At 71.1% G+C, this 21,525-nt stretch carries 20 protein-coding genes; 5 read left to right on the forward strand and 15 right to left on the reverse strand.

Features of this window, described 5'->3' with window-relative positions; translation table 11 throughout:
• Position 1: 1 nt before the first annotated feature.
• Positions 2-1,192, forward strand: coding sequence for a hypothetical protein (locus tag ACQPZX_RS07045; RefSeq protein WP_433376016.1), 1,191 nt, complete (start codon positions 2-4; stop codon positions 1,190-1,192).
• 3 nt (positions 1,193-1,195) lie between these two features.
• Here the strand turns inward: ACQPZX_RS07045 and serA are convergent, their stop codons facing one another.
• Positions 1,196-2,410 carry a phosphoglycerate dehydrogenase gene (gene serA, locus ACQPZX_RS07050; protein ID WP_433376019.1) on the reverse strand — a complete coding sequence of 405 codons (1,215 nt, stop codon included), beginning with the start codon at positions 2,408-2,410 and terminating at the stop codon, positions 1,196-1,198.
• Between the two features lie 171 nt (positions 2,411-2,581).
• The gene (locus ACQPZX_RS07055) at positions 2,582-3,496 is read right to left on the reverse strand and encodes an aminoglycoside phosphotransferase family protein (protein ID WP_433376022.1); all 915 of its coding nucleotides are present in this window, start codon (positions 3,494-3,496) and stop codon (positions 2,582-2,584) included.
• A 180-nt stretch (positions 3,497-3,676) separates the two neighbouring features.
• Here ACQPZX_RS07055 and ACQPZX_RS07060 point away from each other — a divergent pair, with 180 nt between their 5' ends.
• Positions 3,677-4,561 carry a DMT family transporter gene (locus ACQPZX_RS07060; protein WP_433376025.1) on the forward strand — a complete coding sequence of 295 codons (885 nt, stop codon included), beginning with the start codon at positions 3,677-3,679 and terminating at the stop codon, positions 4,559-4,561.
• A 9-nt stretch (positions 4,562-4,570) separates the two neighbouring features.
• On the opposite strand, the gene ACQPZX_RS07065 is transcribed toward ACQPZX_RS07060, so the two are convergent.
• Genes ACQPZX_RS07065 through ACQPZX_RS07085 form a run of 5 tightly spaced genes read right to left on the reverse strand, consistent with a single transcriptional unit; the run spans position 4,571 to position 8,547 of the window.
• Positions 4,571-4,975, reverse strand: a complete 405-nt coding sequence (locus tag ACQPZX_RS07065; RefSeq protein WP_433376028.1) for a DUF3224 domain-containing protein — start codon at positions 4,973-4,975, stop codon at positions 4,571-4,573.
• A 57-nt stretch (positions 4,976-5,032) separates the two neighbouring features.
• Positions 5,033-6,220, reverse strand: coding sequence for an ABC transporter permease (locus tag ACQPZX_RS07070; protein ID WP_433376031.1), 1,188 nt, complete (start codon positions 6,218-6,220; stop codon positions 5,033-5,035).
• Positions 6,204-6,914: an ABC transporter ATP-binding protein gene (locus ACQPZX_RS07075; protein ID WP_433376034.1), complete on the reverse strand. Its 711-nt coding sequence runs from the start codon at positions 6,912-6,914 to the stop codon at positions 6,204-6,206. The genes ACQPZX_RS07070 and ACQPZX_RS07075 overlap by 17 nt, the downstream gene beginning before the upstream one ends.
• Positions 6,911-7,969 (reverse strand): peptidoglycan-binding protein, encoded by a 1,059-nt coding sequence (locus ACQPZX_RS07080; RefSeq protein WP_433376037.1) that lies wholly within the window; start codon positions 7,967-7,969, stop codon positions 6,911-6,913. The genes ACQPZX_RS07075 and ACQPZX_RS07080 overlap by 4 nt, the downstream gene beginning before the upstream one ends.
• Positions 7,966-8,547 carry a hypothetical protein gene (locus tag ACQPZX_RS07085; RefSeq protein ID WP_433376040.1) on the reverse strand — a complete coding sequence of 194 codons (582 nt, stop codon included), beginning with the start codon at positions 8,545-8,547 and terminating at the stop codon, positions 7,966-7,968. The genes ACQPZX_RS07080 and ACQPZX_RS07085 overlap by 4 nt, the downstream gene beginning before the upstream one ends.
• Before the next feature lie 121 nt (positions 8,548-8,668).
• On the opposite strand from ACQPZX_RS07085, the gene ACQPZX_RS07090 reads away from it, so the two are divergent.
• Both ACQPZX_RS07090 and ACQPZX_RS07095 read left to right on the forward strand, forming a co-directional pair.
• Positions 8,669-9,325, forward strand: coding sequence for a response regulator transcription factor (locus tag ACQPZX_RS07090; protein ID WP_433376043.1), 657 nt, complete (start codon positions 8,669-8,671; stop codon positions 9,323-9,325).
• Positions 9,322-10,452, forward strand: a complete 1,131-nt coding sequence (locus ACQPZX_RS07095; protein WP_433376046.1) for a sensor histidine kinase — start codon at positions 9,322-9,324, stop codon at positions 10,450-10,452. Before ACQPZX_RS07090 ends, ACQPZX_RS07095 begins: the two co-directional genes overlap by 4 nt.
• A gap of 10 nt (positions 10,453-10,462) precedes the next feature.
• On the opposite strand, the gene ACQPZX_RS07100 is transcribed toward ACQPZX_RS07095, so the two are convergent.
• The gene (locus ACQPZX_RS07100) at positions 10,463-11,713 is read right to left on the reverse strand and encodes a DUF1479 domain-containing protein (protein WP_433376049.1); all 1,251 of its coding nucleotides are present in this window, start codon (positions 11,711-11,713) and stop codon (positions 10,463-10,465) included.
• Between the two features lie 89 nt (positions 11,714-11,802).
• Between ACQPZX_RS07100 and ACQPZX_RS07105 the strand changes: the two genes are divergently transcribed.
• On the forward strand, positions 11,803-12,867 hold the full coding sequence (locus ACQPZX_RS07105) for an ROK family transcriptional regulator (protein WP_433376052.1): 1,065 nt from the start codon (positions 11,803-11,805) through the stop codon (positions 12,865-12,867).
• Here the strand turns inward: ACQPZX_RS07105 and ACQPZX_RS07110 are convergent.
• The 7 genes from ACQPZX_RS07110 to ACQPZX_RS07140 all read right to left on the reverse strand — a co-directional run bounded on the left by ACQPZX_RS07110 (position 12,862) and on the right by ACQPZX_RS07140 (position 21,266).
• The gene (locus tag ACQPZX_RS07110) at positions 12,862-13,209 is read right to left on the reverse strand and encodes a hypothetical protein (protein WP_433376055.1); all 348 of its coding nucleotides are present in this window, start codon (positions 13,207-13,209) and stop codon (positions 12,862-12,864) included. The genes ACQPZX_RS07105 and ACQPZX_RS07110 overlap by 6 nt on opposite strands.
• Complete coding sequence (locus ACQPZX_RS07115; protein WP_433376058.1) at positions 13,206-15,659, reverse strand: hypothetical protein; 2,454 nt, start codon at positions 15,657-15,659, stop codon at positions 13,206-13,208. Before ACQPZX_RS07115 ends, ACQPZX_RS07110 begins: the two co-directional genes overlap by 4 nt.
• Before the next feature lie 22 nt (positions 15,660-15,681).
• Positions 15,682-17,088, reverse strand: coding sequence for a class I SAM-dependent methyltransferase (locus tag ACQPZX_RS07120; RefSeq protein WP_433376061.1), 1,407 nt, complete (start codon positions 17,086-17,088; stop codon positions 15,682-15,684).
• Positions 17,085-18,011, reverse strand: a complete 927-nt coding sequence (locus ACQPZX_RS07125; RefSeq protein ID WP_433376064.1) for an L-histidine N(alpha)-methyltransferase — start codon at positions 18,009-18,011, stop codon at positions 17,085-17,087. The genes ACQPZX_RS07120 and ACQPZX_RS07125 overlap by 4 nt, the downstream gene beginning before the upstream one ends.
• A gap of 114 nt (positions 18,012-18,125) precedes the next feature.
• Positions 18,126-19,493: a DNA glycosylase AlkZ-like family protein gene (locus ACQPZX_RS07130; protein ID WP_433376067.1), complete on the reverse strand. Its 1,368-nt coding sequence runs from the start codon at positions 19,491-19,493 to the stop codon at positions 18,126-18,128.
• A 114-nt stretch (positions 19,494-19,607) separates the two neighbouring features.
• Positions 19,608-19,886, reverse strand: a complete 279-nt coding sequence (locus tag ACQPZX_RS07135) for a hypothetical protein (protein WP_433376070.1) — start codon at positions 19,884-19,886, stop codon at positions 19,608-19,610.
• A 189-nt stretch (positions 19,887-20,075) separates the two neighbouring features.
• The gene (locus ACQPZX_RS07140) at positions 20,076-21,266 is read right to left on the reverse strand and encodes a helix-turn-helix domain-containing protein (protein ID WP_433376073.1); all 1,191 of its coding nucleotides are present in this window, start codon (positions 21,264-21,266) and stop codon (positions 20,076-20,078) included.
• Between the last annotated feature and the right edge of the window lie 259 nt (positions 21,267-21,525).

The raw sequence follows: 21,525 nt of genomic DNA on the forward strand, positions 1-21,525 counted from the left end.
TGTGGCCGACTCGCGTGGGGACACACTTTATCGCCGGCCGATCGCTCATCCGCCGGCCGAGACCACTACCGGTGGCTCCTGGTTCACCGAGGGTACCGAGATCCCCGCCGCCCCTCCGGCGGCCTCCTCCCCGGCCGCCAATTCGCGCGCCTCGTTCGGCTTCACGGACGAGCCGATCTCCCCGGTGCGGCAAGGACCGACCTCGGCGCCGCCGGCGCCCATGTCTTCCCCCTGGCCGGCCGCCACGCCGGCGTCTACCAGCTTCTCGCCCGCCGCGCCGGCGTCATCCGGCTGGCCGCCGCCGCCCCGGCTCGACCCCGAGCCGCTCGAGCGGGTCTCCGGCGCCCTCCGCTCCCCATCGGGAGAACACAACGCCTGGCGCACTGACACCGGTGAGCGCCGGGTCGCCCGGCGTGACACCCCGCCCACCCCGGCACCGCCGCCTCCCCCGCGGCAGTCACGCGTGGTCACCGTCGGCCTCGGCCTGCTCACGGCGATCGTCCTGGTGCTCGGATCGATCGCCGGCGTCATGTACTTCTCCGGCTCCGATCCGGTGCTGCCGCTCGGCAACGGGAGCAGCACCACCGGGCGTACGGTCAGCGCCCCGCTCGACAACCGCGCCAAGGCGAGCTTCGAGCTGCTGGCCGGTGCCAACTCCGTACGCGTGACCATCGGTGAGCTCGGCGACGACCTCTACCGAATCTCCACACCGGACGACGCGGGCTTCGTGCCCAACCCGACGATCCGCAACGACGACGTGAAGCTGCAGGTCAGCAAGGACGGCGACGGCACCGGCGGCGAGATCGAGGTGGTGCTGGCCGCGAAGGTGCGCTGGCAGCTGCGCTTCTCCGGGTACGCCGAGAAGCAGATCATCGACCTCAGCGGCGGCCAGGTCAGCGGGATCGAAATGGTCGCCGCGATGAAGCAGGCCGAGGTCACGCTGGCCAAGCCGTCCGGCACCGTGCCCCTGAAGATCAATGGCGCGGTGGACAAGCTGACCCTCAAGTCCCCGGCCGACAACCCGGTGCGCATCAAGGTGGGCGGTGGCGCGCAGACGGTGGTGGCCGGGACCAAGACCCTGAAAGACGTGGCGGCCGGCTCGACCCTCACCCCGAAGGGCTGGGACACAGCCGACCGCTACGACGTCACGGCCGGCGCCCGGATCACGGCGCTGACCATCGAGAACGCTTAGGTCTTACGAGAGAACGCGCAGGCGGACCGTCTGCTCCATGCCGCGCAGCTGCTCGAGCACCTCGTCGCTGTACCCGCCGCTGATGTCGGTGATCAGATATCCGTACTCGCCGCGGGTGCTCAGCAGCTGACCCTCCACGTTCACATGGTGCTGGGCCAGGATGCTGTTGACCTTGGCGAGGACCCCGGGCGTGTTCATGTGGACGTGCACGATCCGGCTCATCCCGGACTGCTCGGGCAGCGCCACCGACGGCAGGTTCACGCTCAGCGTCGTGTTGCCGTCCTTCACGAAGTGGGTCAGCTTGTTGGCGACGAAGTCACCGATGTCCGACTGCGCCTCCTCGGTGGAGCCGCCGATGTGCGGGGTGAGGATGACGTTCGGCAGGCCGCGCAGCTCGGAGACGAACTCGTCGCCCCGGCCCTTGGGCTCGGTGGGGAAGACGTCGACGGCGGCGCCGGCCAGGTGGCCGCTCTCCAGCGCCTCCCGCAGCGCCACGTGGTCGACGACGATGCCGCGGGACAGGTTGAGGAACAGCGCGCCCGGCTTCATCCGCTTGAACTGCTCGGCGCCGAAGAAACCGGCGTTTCCGGGCCGGCCGTCCACATGCAGGGTGACGAAGTCGCTGGTCTCGAGCAGTTCCTCCAGCGAGGCGCAGCGGTGCGCGTTGCTCAGCGCCAGCTTGTCGGCGGTGTCGTAGAAGGACACATGCATGCCCAGGTTTTCGGCGAGCACCGAGAGCTGGGTGCCGATGTTGCCGTACCCGACGATGCCGAGGCGACGGCCGCGGATCTCGTGCGCGCCCTCGGCCGACTTGTCCCAGACGCCCTGGTGCATCAGCGCGTTCTTCTCGGTGAGCCGGCGCGTCATCGAGATGATCTCGGCGATCGCGAGCTCGACCACCGAGCGCGTGTTGGAGAACGGCGCGTTGAACACCGCGACACCGGCCGCGGTCGCCGCGGTCAGGTCGATCTGGTCGGTGCCGATGCAGAACGCGCCCACCGCGACCAGGCTGTCCGCCGACTCGATCACCTTGGCGGTCACCTTGGTCTTGGACCGGATCCCGAGCAGGTGGACGCCCTGGATGCGCTCGATGAGCTCGGCCTCGTCCAGAGCATTGCGGACGGACTCGACGTGGTACCCCTCGGCCTCGAGCCGGGACACCGCGTCGCGGTGAATGCTCTCCAGCAGAAGGACTCGTACCTTGGCCTGGTCGATCATCTTGTTCCGTTCCGTGAGACTTTTGTTGGCCGGTCGGGCCGCCACGCCGAAGCCCAGATCTCCCAGCCTAGTGCGCGGCCGGGCCCGGTCCGGCCGGGTGTGCCGGACCTCCCATCTGGTGCGATGGCCGTAACCACCCGCCGTGGAATACGGCTCGGGGGCGCGCTCAGATCAGAGACGCTCGCGCAGCCACGGGCGGATCGCCTCCGCCTGGGACTTCTGGAAGGCGCGCACGGTGGGGATGCCGGGCGGCGGGGGAAGGCGGTGGATGTGCTCGAACATGCCGGCGATGGCCGCGATGATGTCGGTCACCGTGCCCTCGTCGATGCCCTCGAAGACCCGCGACGGATCGCCGCCGTTCGTCAGCACGTCGAGCCCGAGCAGCAGCCGGTCGAACCACTCCGGCCCGACGCAGCCCCACGGCCAGTCGACGACCATCATGCGGCCGTCGCGCCGGATCAGCAGGTTGTCGGCGCGGATGTCGCAGTGCACCAGCGTCTCGCCGGTCGCGATCGCGGCCAGCGCCCGCTCGGACGCGGACCGTAGGTCGCCCAGGCGCCGGGCGACCCAGGGGTCGAGGTCGGCCGGGGGATCGGCGGCGATCCTCTCCCACGCGGTGAAGTCGTCGGCCAGGTTGTCGGCCGCCGACGGCACGCCCGGGACCGGCGAAGGGGTGACGGCCGCGGCGAGCTCGGCGAGAGCGGTCACGGCCGCGTCGATCTCGCTCTCCACCCACGGGGTCCGGGGGTGGAGACCGTCGATGTCCTCGAGGATCAGCACGACCCAGTCGCCGTCGTCGAAGCCGCCCAGCATGCGGGGCACCGGGGCGTGGCCGGGCATCGCCGAGGTGATCCGCATCTCCTGCCGGGCGAGCTCGGCCGAGCGCGCGTTGACCGCCGGGGTGACGGCCTTGACGAAGGCGCGGCGCCCGGAGTCGGTGACCACGCGGTCGGCACTGCCGGCCGAGAACCCACCCGGCTGGGAGCGCGCGGCCACGACCCGGCCGCCGATGATCTGCTCGGACCGGGAGCGCACGGTCTCGGGCAGGTCGCTCCAGCCGATCCGGACCCTCGCCGCCTGCGTCATGGGCCTGATCGTGGCAGAGGCCCCGGAGATCGGCGACCCGAATTTCCCGTGGCACCGCTCGGCCGGATGCGGTACTACAACTGCCGTAGGGATCTTTACCTCCGGGGGATGACGCAAAGAATCCGCGTCTTCGCCAGGCTGACTGCTGGATCGGTGAGGCAAGCTCGAAGAGGGGTGTCCATGGGGTCACTGGGGTGGGCTGTCGCACTGTCGATCTTGTCCGCCGCGAGTTATGCGGGCGCGGCCGTCGCTCAGGAGCGGCTGGCCGAGCACCATCAGCGCGGCGTGACTCGGTGGGCGGTGGCGCTGCTGCTCACCGCGGGCGGCGTTGGCCTGCACGTTCTCGCGCTCAACTTCGGCACGGTCGCCGTGGTGCAGGCGCTGGGCACGCTGACGTTGCTGTTCGCCCTGCCGATCTCGGCGCTGCGCTATCGCGTACGCATCAGCATCCCCGCCTGGATCGACGCCGCCCTCACCGTCCTCGGTCTGTCCTTGATCATGTCGCTCTCGGTCGAGTCTTCCGCCCCCGCTCTGCTCACCGAGACCTCCGGACGGTATGTCGCATTTCTGACACTCGCGGTGGTCGGCGCCCTCACCACCGCCGCCGCGGTCGCCCGCTCGGCCCGCTGGCGCGCTGTGACGCTGGCCACTGCGGCCGGCGTGGCCTTCGGCATCTCGTCGGTTTTGTCGAAGGCGCTGCTGGCGTCGTTCACCGAGCACGGCGCCCACGCCGTCTCCATGTTCATCACGGGGATGGTCGTGGTGCTGTCGACCGGTGGCTATCTGCTCGGGCAGCTCTCGTACCGCGGCGCGGGGCTGGCCACGCCGCTGGCCACGGTGAGCGTCTCGAACCCGCTCGTGGCCGCCATCGCCGGCGTGATCCTGTTCGACGAGAGCTTCCGCTTCGGGACGGCCGGCCTGGTGGTGGTCGCGCTCGCGGGGATCGTCATGACGCTGGGCGTGATCGGCCTGGCCCGCCGCACGACGGCCCCGCCGGACTCGGCCGAGGAGTCGCTGGACGTCCAGATCGGCGAGCACCGTCAGGAGGTCAGCGACCACGGATGAGCGCCTGAGCTACGCGAGCTCGTAGTCGAACCAGATCGTGTGGGTGCCGTCGCCGGCCACCGACAGGCCGCCCGTTCCCGTGAGGCCGGTGAGCGCGCCCGTGCCGCTGCCGGGGACGATGACGAAGAACTCGGCCTCGCGGTCCTCGCCCAGCGTGGTCGCCGAATGCGCGAAGTTGAAGGCGCCCTCGCGGCCCCCGACGCTGCCCTCGAAGGACTCCATCGCCACGTAGGTGCCGGTGCCGGTGGCGGGGTCGTAAGCCGCGGTGAAAAGAATGGCGGACCGGCCGGAGATCTCGCCGGTGATGGTCTTGGTCATCGTGGCCACGCCCGTGGGCAACGCCGTCTTGACCTCGGACGGCGGCACAGGGGCCGGCGTGAAGTTGGCTACCTCGAAGGTTCCGGTGGCTCGCATGCCAGGAACTTTACGGCGGTATAGCTGACAACTCGCGTCAGCTATACCGCCAAGATCTCACGCCGCCGCCAGCGCCTCCGTGGGCGCCAGGCGGGCGGCCCGGATCGCCGGATACAGGCCGGCGATCGCGCCGATCACGACCGTGGCGGCCACGCCGCCGACCAGGGCCCACAGCGGTACGACGGTGGGCCAGCTCTGCGTGGTCGAGTAGAAACCGGTCACGATGTAGCCGAGCAGAACACCCACCGCCCCACCGAGCAGCGACAGGAGCAGCGACTCGGCCACGAACTGGGTCCGGACCTGCCCCTTGGTGGCGCCCAGGGACCTCCGCAGGCCGATCTCGGCCCGCCGTTCCAGCACCGAGATGACCATGGTGTTGGCCACCCCGATCCCGCCGACCAGCAGCGCCACCCCGCCCAGGCCGAGCAGCAACGCGGTGAACGTCGCGTTCGTCGCGCGCTGGGCGGCGAGGGCGTCGGACGGCCTCGACACCTTGACCTCGTTCGGGTTCGACGGGTTCGCCGTCGGGCCCAGGACCGCCCGCACGGCCTCCACCTGGGCGTCCACCGCCCGGGTGTAGACGGTCGTCGGGTGGCCGTCGAAGCCGAGGTAGGCACTGGCGGCCTGCCACCCGACCAGCGCCGCCGAGTCCAGCTCGGGCGCGAGCGGCACGCGGTTGAGCACGCCCACCACGGTCCACCACCGCCCGAGCATGTAGACCGCGGGCACGTTGCCCAGCCGCCGGGCCGCGTCCCAGCCCAGCACCACGGCCGGATACCGCGCGGTGGCCGCGTTCAGCCACGTCCCGCCGGCCAGCGACGCGCCGACCGTCCTGAGCAGGCCCAGCTCGGCCGCCATCACCGCGAGCCCGCCGGTCTGCCCCTCCGGGATCTTGTCGGTCCGGTAGACGTGCGCGTCGTCGACCGCCCCCGTGGCCGTCGCCGACAGCACCGGCGCGATCCGGCGGATCATCGACACCGAGGTGTCGGGCAGCGTGGCCGACTTGCCCATCATGGTCTGGCCGGGCGTGACCGTGAGCATGTTGGTGCCCAGCGCCGCCAGCGCCCGGTCGAGATCGGCCTGGCTGGACGAGCTGATCCCCACCACCGCCGTCATCGCCGCGATCCCGATCGCGATGCCGAGCGCCGACAGCACCGCCCGCAGCGGTCGGGCCCGCAAGCCGGTCCCGCCCAGTCGCAGCACGTCCGAGCCGCGCAGCCGGGCGGGGCTAAGCGGCGAGGCCATCGCGGACCACCTCCCCGTCGCGCATCGGGACCTGCCGGGGCAGGCCGTCGGCGATCTCGTGGTCGTGGGTGATGACCAGCACCGTGGTGCCGCTCGCGTTCAGCTCCCGCAACAGCTCGACCACGCCGGCGCCGGACACCGAGTCGAGGTTCCCGGTGGGTTCGTCGGCGAGCAGCACGGCGGGATCCCCGGCCACCGCGCGGGCGATGGCGACCCGCTGACGCTCGCCGCCGGAAAGCTCGTGCGGGCGGTGGGTGAGCCGGTCACCCAGGCCGACCCGGACGAGGGCGGCCTCCGCGCGCCACTCACGCTCCTTTTTCGGTACGCCCGCGTAGAGCAGCCCATCGGCGACATTGGCTACCGCGTTCCGCCCCGGCGCGAGGTGGAACTGCTGGAACACGAAGCCGATCCGCCGCGCCCGCAGCGCCGAGAGCTGCCGGTCGGAGAGCGTCGCGACGTCGTGCCCGTCGATCTTCACGGTGCCCCGGGACGGGCGGTCCAGCGTGCCGATGAGGTGCAGCATCGTGGACTTGCCCGACCCCGACGGGCCGACGATCGCGACGAGCTCGCCGTACTCGACGGCCAGATCCACCGACCGCACGGCGGTGACCCCGCCCGGGTAGGTCCTGGTCACCCCGGTGAGCTCGATGACCTGGTTGCCGGGGTCGCCGATCACTTCCATCACCGGGTTCATGCCGGCATCCCGACCTTCATGCCGGCGGCCAGGCCATCGCCGGTGATCTCGACCTTGCCGTCGGCGAACAGGCCGGTCTCCACCGCGACGATCTTCGTGGTGGCGCCGTCGACGACCTGGACGCCGTAGCCGCCCTCGGCCAGCGCCAGCAGCGCCGCGACCGGAACGGTGAGCACGTCCTTGCGCTCGGAGGCGACGAAGTCGACCGAGACGGCCGCGTCGTCCACGCCCTTGGGCGCGCCCGAGAAGCTGATCGTCACCTCGATCAGCGTGGTGTCCTCCTGGTCGCCCTGACCCTCCTGCACGGTGGTGCCGACCTTGACGATCCGGCCCGGCAGGTCCTTGCCGTCGGGCATCCCGACCTGCACGGCGGCGCCCTGCTTGGCGAGGCGCTGCGCGTCCATCGTCAGGTCGACGGTGGCGACCAGCGCGGTGCCGGTGTACTTGAGCAGCTCGGCGCCCGGCTGGACGACCGCGCCGTTCTCGGAGCTCTGCGAGTCCACGCGTACGGCCGTCGGGGCGTACCAGATCTGGCTTGTCTCGACCGTGCCCGTCTCACTCAGGCCCAGATCGTCCTGCCAGTCCTCCACCGCGTCAGCGGTGGCGGCGGTGTACTTCTCGTCGACCGTGAAACCGCGGTAGCCGAGCGCCCAGAGGTTCTTCTCGAACTGCTTGACGTCTGTGCCTTTCACCCCGCTCCGCAGCGTGCGATAGGCGGGGAGCGTGCCGTAGAGCAGCACGACGGGCTTGTTGTCGAGCTTGTAGAGCGGCTTGCCCCGGCTGATCGTCGTGCCCGCCGCCGGCAGCCAGGTGACCGTGCCGCTGCCGCGCCCGGCCAGCGTGGTGGTGCTGCCGTGCCCGAGCGTGCCGTCGTGGGTCTCCCGGTCGACCAGGGTCTCCTTCTGGATGTCGGCCGTGTTGGCAACCGTGTTCCCGCCCGACGGGCCGCCGCTGCTGCTCTCCGCCTCGGGGAGGTTGAAGATGGTGACCGCCGCGGCGACCGCGCCGACCGTCACGACCCCGGCGACCACGCCGGCCTTGCGCCGCGCGCTCATGCGGTCCGTCCCTGCACACCGGCGCCGCCGCTGTCGTCCTTCTCGCTGTGCTTCTCGGCGCCCTTCGGCATGTACTTCGAGCATGCCTGCTCGGCCTTGTCGAAGGTCGGGTCGCCCGGGCCGGTGCCGAGCTTGCTCCCGTCGATCGCGATCCCGCCGTCGGGCTGGGGATCCGGGAAGTTCGGGACGCCGTTCTCCCGCATGCACTGGGCCATCTTGCGGGCCAGCTCGAGCTCCTCGGCGCTGGGCTTGTGCGCCGCGCCGCCGTTGGGCATGTACTGCTTGCAAGCCTCCTCCGCCGCCTTGACCTTCGACTGATCGGTGCCCTTGGGGATCGCGACGGACATCTTTCCGTCCTCGGGGTCCGGGAACCACGGCAGGCCGTGCTCCCGCATGCACTTCGCGAACTTCAGCGGGGCGTCCGGGTCTTCCGAGGGCGTGGCGCTCGCGCTCGGGCTCGCCTTCGGGCCGGCGTTCTGGGCGCTGGCCACCTGCGGGTCGTTCGTCCCGGTGCGCGCGCACGCGGCCGGCCCGAGGGCCAGCATCAGCGCGAGCACCGCGACGTTCCGGGTTCGCATGATCGTCTCCTTCTGCCTGGGATAACCACTGCGGAAGGAAGTAGAGCGATCCGGAGGTTTCCCGGCCGTCACGGAAAAACGTGACGCCGAAGTGACGCCGCGGCGCGGCAGGATGGAAGGCATGCGGATCCTGGTGGTCGAGGACGAGCCGCTGCTGGCGGACGCGGTGGCGCAGGGGTTGCGCCACGAGGCTCATGCGGTCGACATCGCGTACGACGGCGCCGCCGCCCTCGAGCGCATCGACGTGAACGACTACGACGTGGTGGTGCTCGACCGCGACCTGCCGGTGGTGCACGGCGACGAGGTCTGCGGTTTCCTGAGCGCGAAGGGCGGCGAGACCCGCATCCTGATGCTGACCGCCGCGGCCGGCATCGACGACCGGGTCAACGGCCTGTCCCTAGGCGCCGACGACTACCTGCCGAAGCCGTTCGCGTTCCGGGAGCTGTCGGCCCGGGTCGCCGCCCTCGGCCGGCGCGCCCGACCCGCCGCGCCGCCGATCCTGCGCCGCGCCGGGATCAGCCTCGACCCGCACCGCCGCGAGGTGCATCGCGACGGGCGGTACGTGCCGTTGTCCCGCAAGGAGTTCGCCGTGCTGACCGAGCTGCTGCGCGCGGACGGCACGGCGGTGTCGGCCGAGACGCTGCTGGAGAAGGCCTGGGACGAGAACGCGGATCCGTTCACCCACGCCGTACGCATGACGATCTTGAAATTGCGCCGCAAGCTGGGCGACCCGCCCGTGGTGCTCACCGAGCCGGGAGTGGGGTACCGGATTCCATGAGGCTCACCGTCCGCACCCGGCTCACGCTCGTCTACGGCGGCCTGTTCGTGCTGGCCGGCATGGTGCTGCTGGGCGCCACCTACATCCTGGTGCAGCAGCGGCTCCCGATGGTCGCCGGCGAGGCGTCGGTCGGGGTCGGGCCCGACGAAGCAAGGTTCGACGGCCCTCAGAACAACACGTTCGTCCAGAAGGTCATCGACGGCACCCAGAACACCGCGCTGCACACCATGCTCACCCAGGGCCTGATCGCGCTGGCCGTGGTCAGCGCGGCCGCGATCGCCCTCGGCTGGCTGATCGCCGGCCGGATGCTCCAGCCCCTGCACCAGATCACCGCGACGGCCCGCCGCATCGCCGAGGCCCCGCCCGACGCCGACCGCGGCCTGCACGAGCGCATTGCCCTGAGCGGCCCGAAGGACGAGATCAAGGAGCTGGCCGACACCTTCGATGTCATGCTGACGCGGCTCGACCACTCCTTCGACGGCCAGCGCCGTTTCATCGCGAGCGCCTCCCACGAGCTGCGCACCCCCCTGACGCTCAACCGCACGCTGCTGGAGGTCGCGCTCGCCGCCGAGTCACCCTCCGAGGAGGTTCGCCAGCTCGGCACCACCCTGCTCGCGATCAACGACCGCCACGGCCGCCTCATCGACGGCCTGCTGCTGCTGGCCCAGTCGGACCGTCCGGTGAGCGACCGTTCCTTCGTCGACCTGGCCGACATCGTCGACCACGTGGCCGTCTCCGACACGGTGAAGGTGCTGGCCGAGCCCCTGGAGGCGCCGGTGGCGGGCAACCCCGTCCTGCTGGAGCGCCTGGTGCAAAACCTGGTGGAGAACGGCGAGCGCCACAATCTGCCGGTCAACGGGTGGGTGCGGGTGCGCAGTCTCGCCCGGCAGGACGGCTGGGTGGTTCTCGAGGTGAGCAACTCGGGGCCGGTGATCCCGCGCTACGAGGTGCCGGGGTTGTTCGAGCCGTTCCGCCGCTACAACGCGGAACGGGTGCACTCGCCGGGGGCGGGGTTGGGGCTTTCGATCGTACGGGCGATCGCCCGCGCTCACGGCGGCGACGTGGTCGCGGAGGCCCGCGACGAGGGCGGGCTGATCGTCACCGTCACCCTGCCCCGGGCTGTCTGATCGGCTTCCCTCAGTTCAGGCCGAGGCCCCGGCGGCCGATCTCGTTGAGGTCCTCCTCGCGGAAGCGGTTGGGCCACTCCCGCTCGTAGTGCTCGGCGGGGAAGTCGGACGGGCTCTCGCCCTTGCGGAAGGCCTCGCGCACGTCGGCGGCATACGCCTCGTTGCGCGGGCACCAGGGCGCGGCGGGGATGTACATGACGTTGCCCCAGCCCTTCTGGGCCTCGACCGGCGCCACGCTGTGGATCATGTCGCAGTGCCACCAGACCGAGTCGCCGGCCTTCACGTCGGGGATGCCGGCGAGGGCCTCCATCAGCGGGGCGTGCCATTTGTGGCCGGCGGGGAAGACCTGGTTGACGGTCACGCCGCACATGTCGTCGTCGGGAACATCGGACAGCAGCGGGCGCAGCATCAGGTAGGCCATCGCCTCCGGGATCGGCACGGTGTGCAGCACGCCCTGGTCGTGGTCCATGTCGGACAGTGCGGTCCAGCCCTGGAAGGTGCGGAAGGCCGAGCACATGGTGGAACCCGGGTACTGCGGGCCCGAAGTGCGGTGGGCCGCGTCCCACGGGTCGTACTCCTCGACGCTGCCGTCGAACAGATGCCGGAACGCCTGCTGGTAGGCCTGCGTCATCCAGAGGTCGAGGGTGCCGGGGTCGAGGTGGGTGCCCAGCCCGGCCGAGTCGGCGCCCTCGGGGCGACGGCGGATGCGGTCGGGGTAGAGCGAGTCGCGATCCGGATCGAACCACTGCGTGCCGTCCGACGAGTGCTTCCACCGCGCGTTGAGGAACGCCTGCACGCGCGCCATGCGGTCGCTCTGCCGGGCCTGCATCTGGGCCGGCGACCAGTAGATCGGGTAGATCTCGGGCTTCGACCCGACGCTGCCGAAGAAGTCGTCGCCGGGGCCGCGGTAGTTCTCGAAGAACTGGTTGCTCTCGACGTAGTCGACGATGTCCCGGTCCCACTGCAGGGCCTGGTCACGCTCGAAGTGGCCGCGCACGACCAGGCAGCCGCGCTTCTTGAGCTTCTCGACGAGCGAGGGCGCGACGGTGCCGTTCGCGATGTCGGCGTAGTCGATCTCGGGCCACACGTCGCCGCGAGTCGCGACGATCTCGGCGACCGCCTCCTCCACGCGGCGCTCGACGACCGCGAAGACCTCCTCGACGGTGCGGCCGGAGGCGGCGATCCGCTCGCGCAGCGCGGTCTTGATCTCGCGGGTCGCGGCCCCGAGGTCGGTCGGCGTCTCTTCCCAGTGCGGCAGCACGGCGATCCTCCTTCTAGTCAACTCTCCTTACTTGAAGGACTGTAGGCGGGTCGCGCGTTCAAGGCAAGGGCCTTGACTAGAATCGGCACGTGGACTCCCTGGTGCGCGCGCAGACCGACGAGCACGTGCTGCGCGCCCTGATGCGACATCGGCGGCTGACCCGGGCCGAGCTGGCGACCGAGATCGGCATCTCCAAGCCGACGGCGGGGGAGAGCGTCCGCCGGCTCACCGAGCGCGGCCTGGTCGCCGACACCGGGGAGCGCACTCCGGGCGGGCGCGGGCGCGGCCGGGTGGGCTCGTATTACGCGCTCACGCCGGAGACCGGCGTGGCGCTGGCGGTGACGATCGCGCCGGCGGGGGTCACGGCCGAGTGTCTTGACGTGTACGGCGACACGATCGCGCGCGCGGTGCGCCGGATCGACCGCCCGGCCCGGCCGAGTCAGGTCGCCGAGGCGCTGCGGGACGCGGCCGCCGAGGTCTCCGCGGGGCGTCCGGCCCGGCTGGCGGTGGTAGGCGCGGCCGATCCGGTCGATCGCGCGTCGGGCCGCCTGGTCCATCTGCCCGACTCGCCGTTCCTGGTGGGCGAGCTCGACCCGGCCGCGATCCTCGCGCCGCTGGCTGTCGTCGCCGACAACGACGTGAACTGGGCGGCGCTGGCCGAGCCCGGCCGGCCCCGCGACTTCGCCTACCTCTACCTGGGCGAAGGGCTCGGCTGCGCGATCGTCAACGACGGCGAGGTGCGGCGCGGGCACGGCGGGCTGGCCGGCGAGATCGCGCACCTGCTGACCGCCGGGCCGGGCGGCCGCGCGACGCCGTTCATCGAGGTCTTCGGCGAGCTGGGGCTGCGCCGCGAGGGCTCCACGGCGATCGACGTCGAGCGGCTGCTCGGGAGCGACGCCGCGGTCCGCGAGGTCATCGGGAGCGCCGTCGCCGGGGTCATCGCGGCCGTCGTCGCGCTCGCCGACCCGAGCGAGGTCGTCATCGGCGGTTCGTGGGGGCCGGGTCTGATCGACGGGATCCGCGTGGCGGCCGGGCCGATGCCGCGGCAGGTTCCGCTGCGGGTCGCGAGCGGCGGCGGCGAGCCGGTCCTGGCCGGCGTGCGGGCCGAGGCGCTCGACCGGCTGCGAGCAGCCGTCCTGTCCGTCCCGTCATAGGCGGAACAGCAGGAAGACGGCAACCGCAGTCGCCAGCAGGCCTCCGGCCAGGAGGATCCGGACGCGTACGGCGACCGCGTCGGCCGCCACTTGCAGGATCTCCCGGCGCTGTTGCGAGGTGAAGTCCCGGTGATCCAGCAGGGCCGCTTCTCGTTCCGCGTTCTGCAGCAGGGTGGCCGCCCAGGTCAGCAGGGCGGCCGCGGCCACCCACGCCACCGAGTCGGCCACGATGACCACGCCCAGCCCGGTCTCGCCGACCGCGGCCGACGTCAGCAGGTTGATGCCGGCGCCGGCCATCAGACCGGCCACGAAGATGAGCATGTTCGGCGCGGGCAGCCTCATCGTGGCGCCACCCCGCCGTAGCTCAGGCCCTCGTCCCAGCCGGTGTCGCAGACCGCGCGGCCGAGGGCGAGCAGTTCGTCGAGCACCTGGCGGGGCACGTGGTCGGCCAGCTGCTCGGAGAGGCGCAGGCACTGCTCCAACTGCTGCCGCTCAATCCGCTCCTGCTCACGGTGCTCGGCGGCGGTGCCGCGCCGGTCGCGCCGCAGGATCGCCCGCCGCTGGCCGATCCGGCCCTCCAAGGTGGACTCGATCTCCTGCGCGCGCTGCCGCCACCGCGCCTCGGACGGCAGCGGGCGGACGTAGCCGCCCGGCGCCGTCTCGGACTCCGGCGTCCGCTGGCGGATCGGCTGCCACCCGGCGGGACGGCCGCGCAGCGCGTCGGCCTCCCGTCCCACCGCGGCGCGCACCAGCGCCGCGAGCTGGGCCGCCGCGAACGGCACCCGCAGCGCCCCCTCGGGCACGAACCGCGGCTCGGCCCGGTCGGCCGCCTGCCGGCGGGTCTCCCGGTTGGCCCAGTGCAGCAGGTTCAGCAGCCGCGAGTACGACGACCGCCACTCGGGCGCGCCGAGCAGGATCGCCTCCAGCACCAGCGCCAGGTCGATCTCGCGGTCCGTCTTGGTCCACTCGCCGGAGCGCGCGCCCAGCCAGGCCAGCGCGCGGCGCACCTCGGGGGCGTTGACCTGGCCGGCCCGGATCAGCGCCGCCACACACATGGCCGTGGTCGCCTCGTCACGGTTCCAGGAGCCGGTACCGCCCTTCCACCACTCGCCGTACGCCCCGCCGTCGCGCACCGGCCGCTTCAGCCAGTCGCAGGCGCGCCGGACGACGTCGTCCTGGTCGGTCAGGCCGACCCGGCACAGGCCCAGCACGACCCGGGCGGTCACCCACGGCACCCGCCGCGGATAGAAGAAGCCCTCGCGGTCGATGACCGCGGCGGCCGTACGCTTCAGCGCGTCGACCAGCTCGGGCGAGGGGTCCAGCGCGGTGCCCTCGAAGCCGAGCAGCACCCCGAGCATCCAGGTGCGATGGAACTGGTCGAAGTCGATGTCGTCGCACGGCGGCATCGGCGGCCGGACCATCGAGAAGTACTCGTCCTCGACGATCATGCAGCGCCGGATCTCGTCGAAGTCCTTCGCCTCGCTGGTCGGCTCGCCGCGCACCTCGGGCAGCTCGCCCGGCCGCTCGTACGACCAGCGCCGCCGGACGAAACCGGCCACCGACGACCACTGCACCCGGTGCCCGAGCTCGGCCAGCGCCTCGGCGGCGAACACCGCGGCGCCCACGTTGTCGCCCCAGGTCGGGTCCACGTCGGAGCGCTCGTCGAGGGTCTCGCCCAGCTGGAACAGCAGGTCCCAGGCCGGCGAGAAGAACGAGCTGACGGCGGCCTCGCTGGTCAGCGGGAAGTCGCCCTCGTCCATCTGGCGCAGCAGGTCGCTGCCGGCGTCGGTGCCGATCAGCTTGAGGTACTCCCAGATCACGTCGCCCGGCGGCCGGGCGCCCTCGGCCCGCGAGATGAGCGCGAGCGCGTCCACGTCGTGGTGCAGCTTGTAGTGCCGGCTGCGGGCTTCCAGATACGGCGCGGCGCCCTCGGCCAACCGGTCGACCACCGGCCGCTCGAACCGGCGGCGCACCACGGCCATCGACGGCTCGATGTCGAAGAGCGTGAGGCACGCGAACCAGTGCAGAACCTCCCGCTCGGCGCCCGCCGGGGCCCGCCGCGGCTCCGGCTCGGGAAACACCATCTCGAAGGACCGGAACAACTCGGCGAGCGACGCGCCGAACATGCGCTCGCGGCCGGTGACCAGCACCCGTACGGGAAGGTCGAAATCTTCTCGAAGCTGCCGGACCAGGCGCAGGATCGGAGAGGTGGACCGGAACCCGCCCCGCAGCTGGTTGACCACCACCAGGATGGTGCCGCCCGCCGGCAGCCGCAGCACCTGCCACGCGACCGAGGCGGCGCCGTCGAAGCCGTCCCGGAAATCGAGCCAGACACACGAGTTGCCGTCGTCCTCGAAGCGGTACGCCACGCTCGCCGCGATCCCGGTCTTGTGCGTGCCCCGGTCGCCGGCGAGCGCCACGTCCTCGCCGTGGTCCAGATAGTCCCGGATGCGCGACGCGGTCGGGTCGGAGAGCGGCACCTTGTCGCGCGGCGGGCGCTTGGAGTGGCCGATCTCGGCAATGCCCGAATGGCCGGCCAGGGCCGACGCGACCAGCCGAAGTGGACTGAGTCCATCGACGATCGCCTGCTCGACCCGATCCCAGCCGACCTTCACGTCCCGGTGGCCGCCGACCGTGATCTTCAGCAGGCGGCCGGCGACATCCACCTCGTGGCCGAGGTGCAGCGCCGGCTCACGACCGGAGACCGCCTCCGACTGATCGGCGGCGAGATCCGCCCAGGCGGCGTGCATCCTCGCCTCGCCACCGTCGGCGAGCGACGCGTTGTCCCACATCAAGACTCCAGGGGTGAGCGCTTCAGGCTCGGCAGACGACGCGCAGGTACGTGGTCGGGGCCAGTTCCCCGTCCACCCGCTCGACCGTTCGGCTCACCCGGAAGCCCTCACCGGCGAGGATGGAGCCGATCTCCTCCTCCCCGCCGAGATCGTTGCTCTCCATCTTCCGGATGTACTCGCGCGCGCCGTTGCGCAGGTCGTTGAAGTCGATCCGCAGGAGCCAGTGCGAGTTCTTCGCCCGCTCGTATAGACGTAGCAGAAAATCCGTGTGGAGGTCCGACCAGGCGTCCGTCGCCGGCTGGGTGTCGTCCCGCAGGCGGACGGTGGTGACCACCGCGCCGCCCGGGCGCAGCATCCGCCGCCAGTTGGCCACGACCTGGCGCGCGTCGGGCGGCTTGAACCGGGTCAGGAACGCGTCCGAGACGATCAGGTCGAACGGGTCGAGGCTCTTGGCGAGCTGCTCGCCGTCCGCCAGGAAGTCCACATTGTGGATCTTCACGTCCACGCCGAGCCGTTTGCCCAGCCAGCGGTTGGCCAGCAGCGGCGTGTAGCAGAGGTCGACGACGTGGACCTCGAGCCGGGTGGTGGGGTCGACGGCCGCCAGGACGTACGCGAGCATGCCGTAGTCGGCGGCGCCGGTGATCAGGACCCGGGCCGTACGGCGGCCGCCCAGCTCCCGGCGCAGCGCCTGCTCGTAGAAGCGGGCATGCCAGTTCGGGCTGCTCACCATGTTGAACAGGCGGAGGTACTGCCAGACGCCGTGGTACCAGGTGCAGCTCTCCCGGTCGACGTGGTCGCCGGTGCAGGCGAACTGCGCGATCGAATACAGCATGTCGGCCGACTCGAGCAGCGGCTCCGAGACGCGCGGCGCCTCCCGGACGTCCTCGCTGCGGTCCCACAGCTTGCGCCAGCGTTCCTTGGCGGTGTGCAGGTCCTCGGCGCGGGCGCTGACCACCCACGTCGGCGGGCCGCTGTCGCCGTGCTCCTCGTAGATGACGACCTGGTCGTCGACGATCCAGATGTTCGTCAGCGGAATGGGCTGGTCACCCTCCTCGGCGCCGCCGTTCACGTTGACGAAGTGCGCGTTGATCCGGCTGCCGAAGTCGTCCTGCACCTGCAGCGAGACCCGGTCGGCGTCCGGGCAGCCGAACGGGACCAGATAGAGGCGGCGGACGTCGTTGCCGTCGAGCGCGTGCTGCCGCCAGACGAGCAGCGAGAAGAGGTCGATGGCGTTGGTGCGGCCCGGGAACGGCACCATCTGGTAGACCGAGCGCGCCGTCTGCCGCAGCTCGCGCATCAGCTCGGTGGTGGCCGCCTCGGGCAGCCGGATCACCTGGTCGTCGGTGCCGGTGACGGCCAGCTGGTGCGCGACCAGGGCCGAGCGGGCTGCGTCGAGGATGTCGGAGGCGGGTCGTGGGGCCGCGGTCATCGCCGCCGGGCCGTCACGACCAGGTGGTCCGCCGAGGCGTCGGCGCTGGTGATGCCCCGCTCCCCGCCGGCCTCGTCGATGATCTGCTCGATCTCGGCGGCCGAGAACCGCCGCGACATGAAGCACCGCACCTCGTGCCCGGCCTCGAGCCCCTCGCCGACCGGCCCTAGGAGGGTGGCTGTGCCGACCACTCGATGATCGCGATACTCCACCCGGAACTCCAGCAGCCGGGTGTCTATCCCGCAGGCGATCAAAGGCTCCAGCGCCGCGGCGCGGAAGACCTCGTTCTCGTACGGCTTCGTCATGTCGCCGGACCCGCGCAGAGTCGCGCCGATCACCAGGGTGTCCTCGGTGGACATGCTCGCGAGCAGGTTGCGCACCGTCGCGACCGGGTCTTCGAGGTTGCCGATCGTGTTGCCCAGGAACAGCAGCGGGATCGGGCCCGGCTCGTCTTCGCGCCAGTCTCGGATCGCGTCGGTGGGACCGGCCTCGGCGTCCCAGACGGCGCCGGCGAACCGGACGTCGGGCATCTCGCGCTCGAAGTTGTCGGCGGCGATGTCGAGCAGCGTGGCGCTGAAGTCGAGGCCGAGGAACCGGCCCGGGAACCGCTCGATGTCCTTGAGCTGGCGCAGCAGGGCGAGCGAGTTGACGCCGTTGCCCGGGCCGAGCTCGGCTATCCGGCTCAGGTCGTCGAGCTCGGCGCTGTGCAGCGCCTCGCGGACGTGCGAGACCGCGCCGATGACGGACTGATAGCCCTCGCCGTGGGCCAGCCGGTCATGGGTGTGGGCGGCGCTTCCCGCGTACGCGAACTTGAGCGGCAGCACGCCGGCCCGGATCCCCCGGACCACGGCATCGCGATGATCCGGTCGTTCGAAGAACGGCCGCCTCGTCGCGTCCGTCGCACCCCGCGGGGAGTGGATCATCCCAGGCTCCATGGCTGGTCGTTAGTTGCTCTTCAAGCCTAGTCGCGGCGGTAAAGTAACGCCCCCGGCCGAAGAGCCGTGTCTGATCAGGAACATTCGTTATTCAGTCGTCATTCAGGCGTGGGCGCCGACGCTGATCGGCCCGACGGTGAGATCCGGCCGCACCTGGAGGATCTCGCCGACCCGTTCCACCCGCGCGTCCAGCCCTTTTCGCTCGCGTGAGGTCAGTGCCCGCAGCGGCTCGACGGTGATGGCGACCTTGCTCGTGCTCTTCTTCTGATGCCAGACGCCGGCGACGACCCCGTCGATGACCAGCACCGGGAAGTTGCCGGCCTGACCGCGGGCGAGCGCCCGGTCCCAGGCCGCGCCCGGGAAGAGCAGCTCCCGCGGCTGCGAACCGACGACGAAGGCGTCGAAGTGGGGGAGCAGCAACACACCACGCGCTGGCTCACCGGGTTCGTCGTCGCCGGCCGCGACCCAGGTCCGGGCGCCTTCGACCGAGACCTCGGTGAGGTCGTGGGCTTCGAACAGGTCCCGTGCCCAGCCCGGCGGCGCGGCCAGCCAGCGGGCGAAATGTTGCGGCGTGGCCGGCCCGTAGGAGCGCAGGTAGGAGTCGAGCAGCCAGTGGGTCGCCTCTTCTGCCGGCGCCGGGGTCAATCCCGGGTTGGTGTAGGTGACGCTGCGCCCTTTGTTCGCCCCGAAACAGAGGACGCCACGGTGGGCGGCGAGCACGGTCACCTGCCGCCACCGCGGCCACATCGTCTGAAACGCCGGCATCACGAGGTCGACCGCCCACGGCCCGACCCGCTCGGCCAGCGCCGCGGTCAGCTCGTCGACGGTCAGCTCGGCGCCGGCCAGGATCTCCTCGATCGCCGCGACGAGCTCGTCGGTCTGGTCCGGGGTCAGGCGCATGCCGGGGGGCCGCTGGTTGAGGGGTGGGATCGCACTCAGCGCGCCACACCAGAGCGCGAGATCCTTGGCGGCCAGCAGATGAACCGTGCCACGCGGCCCGAACGTCTTGACCAGGGCTTCTTGCGCGCTCGCCCGAGTAACGTCGGCCACGCGCAGCCCGATCGAGAGTTCGGCGGCCGACAACACCTGCGCATGCGCCCCACACATCGCAGCGGCAGCCCCAGCCGGGTCGTGCAGCCCCGACCCCGGCGTCAGCCCATGCCGCACCAGACGCCGCCCACAGACCCCGGCCCACCCCAGATCCACCAAGCGCGACCTTCCCAGCGCAACCATCGCCCCCCGGAGTGACCACCGCAACGTGGGCGTCCGGGGGCTCGGCCCCCCGGAGAGGAATGGCGCGATTCCCGGGCCCGCGCCTTCCGCGGGCAAGGTGCGCTCCAACTCTTCGGTGATGGTCGGCACCAGCGCGTCCTTCTTGGCGGTGGACAAGCCCTTCAGACCCAGCTCCTTGGCGAGGGCGCGGAGCGCGGTGGCGGTGGTCGGCAGCTCAGTCGTTGCGGTGGCGGTCATGGTTGGTCCCTTCGTCGGGAGCGGGTCTCTCACGCCCGCCCGCCAACGACGCTACGCCACTTAGTTGGAATGTAGGTACAATAAATTTGCCACGTCAACAAAACCGCAGGTGGATCAGCGGGTCCAAGCGATGAAGCGCTGGAAGGCGTTCTGGAACTGGCCCTCCGTGGCGTCCTTCGCGAACTCCTCCAGGAACCCCCACATCAGCATTCCCAGGTAGGTGCGCTGGGCCTCCGCGCGCATCGCTGCCTTGGCCGGTTCGCATGGCCACTCTGCGCCGCACGCGCGGCAGGTCCAATCGGGGCGCTTGGCTACATGCTCCGGGGCGGGGTGCGGGAGGTTGCGGAAGACAAAACCTCGATAGGTAGCGAGGGACGGCAGCTCATCAGGCATCGGCGGCCTGCCTTACCCGCAGGCGCAGCTCAAGGCAGGGCCAGGTCAGCCCGCACGAGCAGCGGGCTCGCCGGAACGGTCTCCAAGGTCGCTTTTCGTGCATGGTGACCCCCAGTCGGGTGGTTTCGACTGGAGGCGACGCTAAGGCCGTTCCAACGGTGAGCGATTACCGGAGGTAATGACCCGTGATCAGGCCACTCCAATGCGTGAGGCCAGCTCGCGAAGCTGCTGGCCGCCAGCGCTGGCTCGTGCTCGGCGCAGCATGGTCCCGACGGTCTCGCGGGCGGCAGGCGATCGGCGGGTGCGCTGCGGGGCGGTGCGTTCCGCGCGGATGAAGCTGGCGATGGCCTCCGCGTCGGACCGGCGGGTCTGGGCCAGGCCGCGCCCGTAGTCGATGAAGTACGCGGCCTTGCGGGTGTCGGAGTCGATCCGGTCGGGCTCGACGCCTTGCGCAATCTCGCGCACCCGGCCACCCTCGCCCGTGGCCACCGCGATCGACGTCTCCCAGAAGGCGACGTTGGTCGGGCCGAACTGCATTGTGGCGAAGTTGCCTTCACCGGTCCGGTCGGCCCGTTGCCGCGCCTCATCGAGGTGGGCGGCTGTATCCGTCGCGTCTTCAGCCGTCGCGGCTGAGAACGCGGCAGAGAGATGGAGCATCCCGGATACCTGAAGCGCCTCGCTGGAGTCCGGCGCGGCATCCAGCCGGTCCGCCGCCTCCACGGCAAGCCGCCGGGTGATGGCCTTGCTCTCAGCGGGCAGCGTCACGAGCCGCACGTAGTCGGCGACCCCTCGCCACAGCGGCTCATCGAGCCGGACAGAGGCTGCGTGCCCGAGGTCTGCGGCGATCATGGCGAGGTCCCCGCAGTTGAGGTGCCGCAGAGTAGACGTGGCGCAGTGCATCGTCTCGACCAGCAGCCGGAGCGCGGCACGCTGAGTCTGCTCGTCGCCTGTCGTGACGAGGCCGTGGAGATCGGTCAGCAGGGCCGGCATCAGGAGGCTGAGCTGGTCGTACCGCGCTGCTTTCCACGTGGGCGCCAGCCCGGCGACCACGGTGCGTACCTCGGTCAGTGACCGGCGCGGCTCCACCTCTTCGCCCAATCGGGAGACGTTCAGCGCGGCGCGGATCGCGGGCACCGTGGCCTCTGCGGCGTTGAGTTCGGGGGAGTCCGGGCCGGGCAGGTTCGTCAGATCCGCAACGGAGACCTGGAGCGCCCCGGCGAGGCGGATCAGCGTGGACCGCTTGTCGATCTCCTTTAGACCAGCTTCGATCTGCGAGACGTATCCCTGGCTGATGCCAGCCAACCCGGCGAGCGTCTTCTGGCTCAAGCCGCGCTTGAGTCGCCAGGACCGGACGCGAGCGCCCAAGTACTCCTCGGCCATGCGGATCACCTCCGTTGGTCTAGCCTCCGACGGTACGGGGTTCGGCGGTGATCGCCTACCCGGGAGCGCTCCGTCGAGCGGCCAACATCCATCTATTCAGAGGGGTCTTGCCGGTGGCAGTACCGCCCCACAATGGCTGGTAACCGACCCAAGGGGAGACGTGGGCTAGATGCTGCTCTTTGTCCTCGGACTACTGGCTTCTGTGCCGCTTTCTATCTTCGCCAACGTCATGACCCCTCGCTGGCAGAAGTACATGGCC

Source organism: Actinoplanes sp. CA-142083 (assembly GCF_050942195.1).
GTDB lineage: Bacteria > Actinomycetota > Actinomycetes > Mycobacteriales > Micromonosporaceae > Actinoplanes.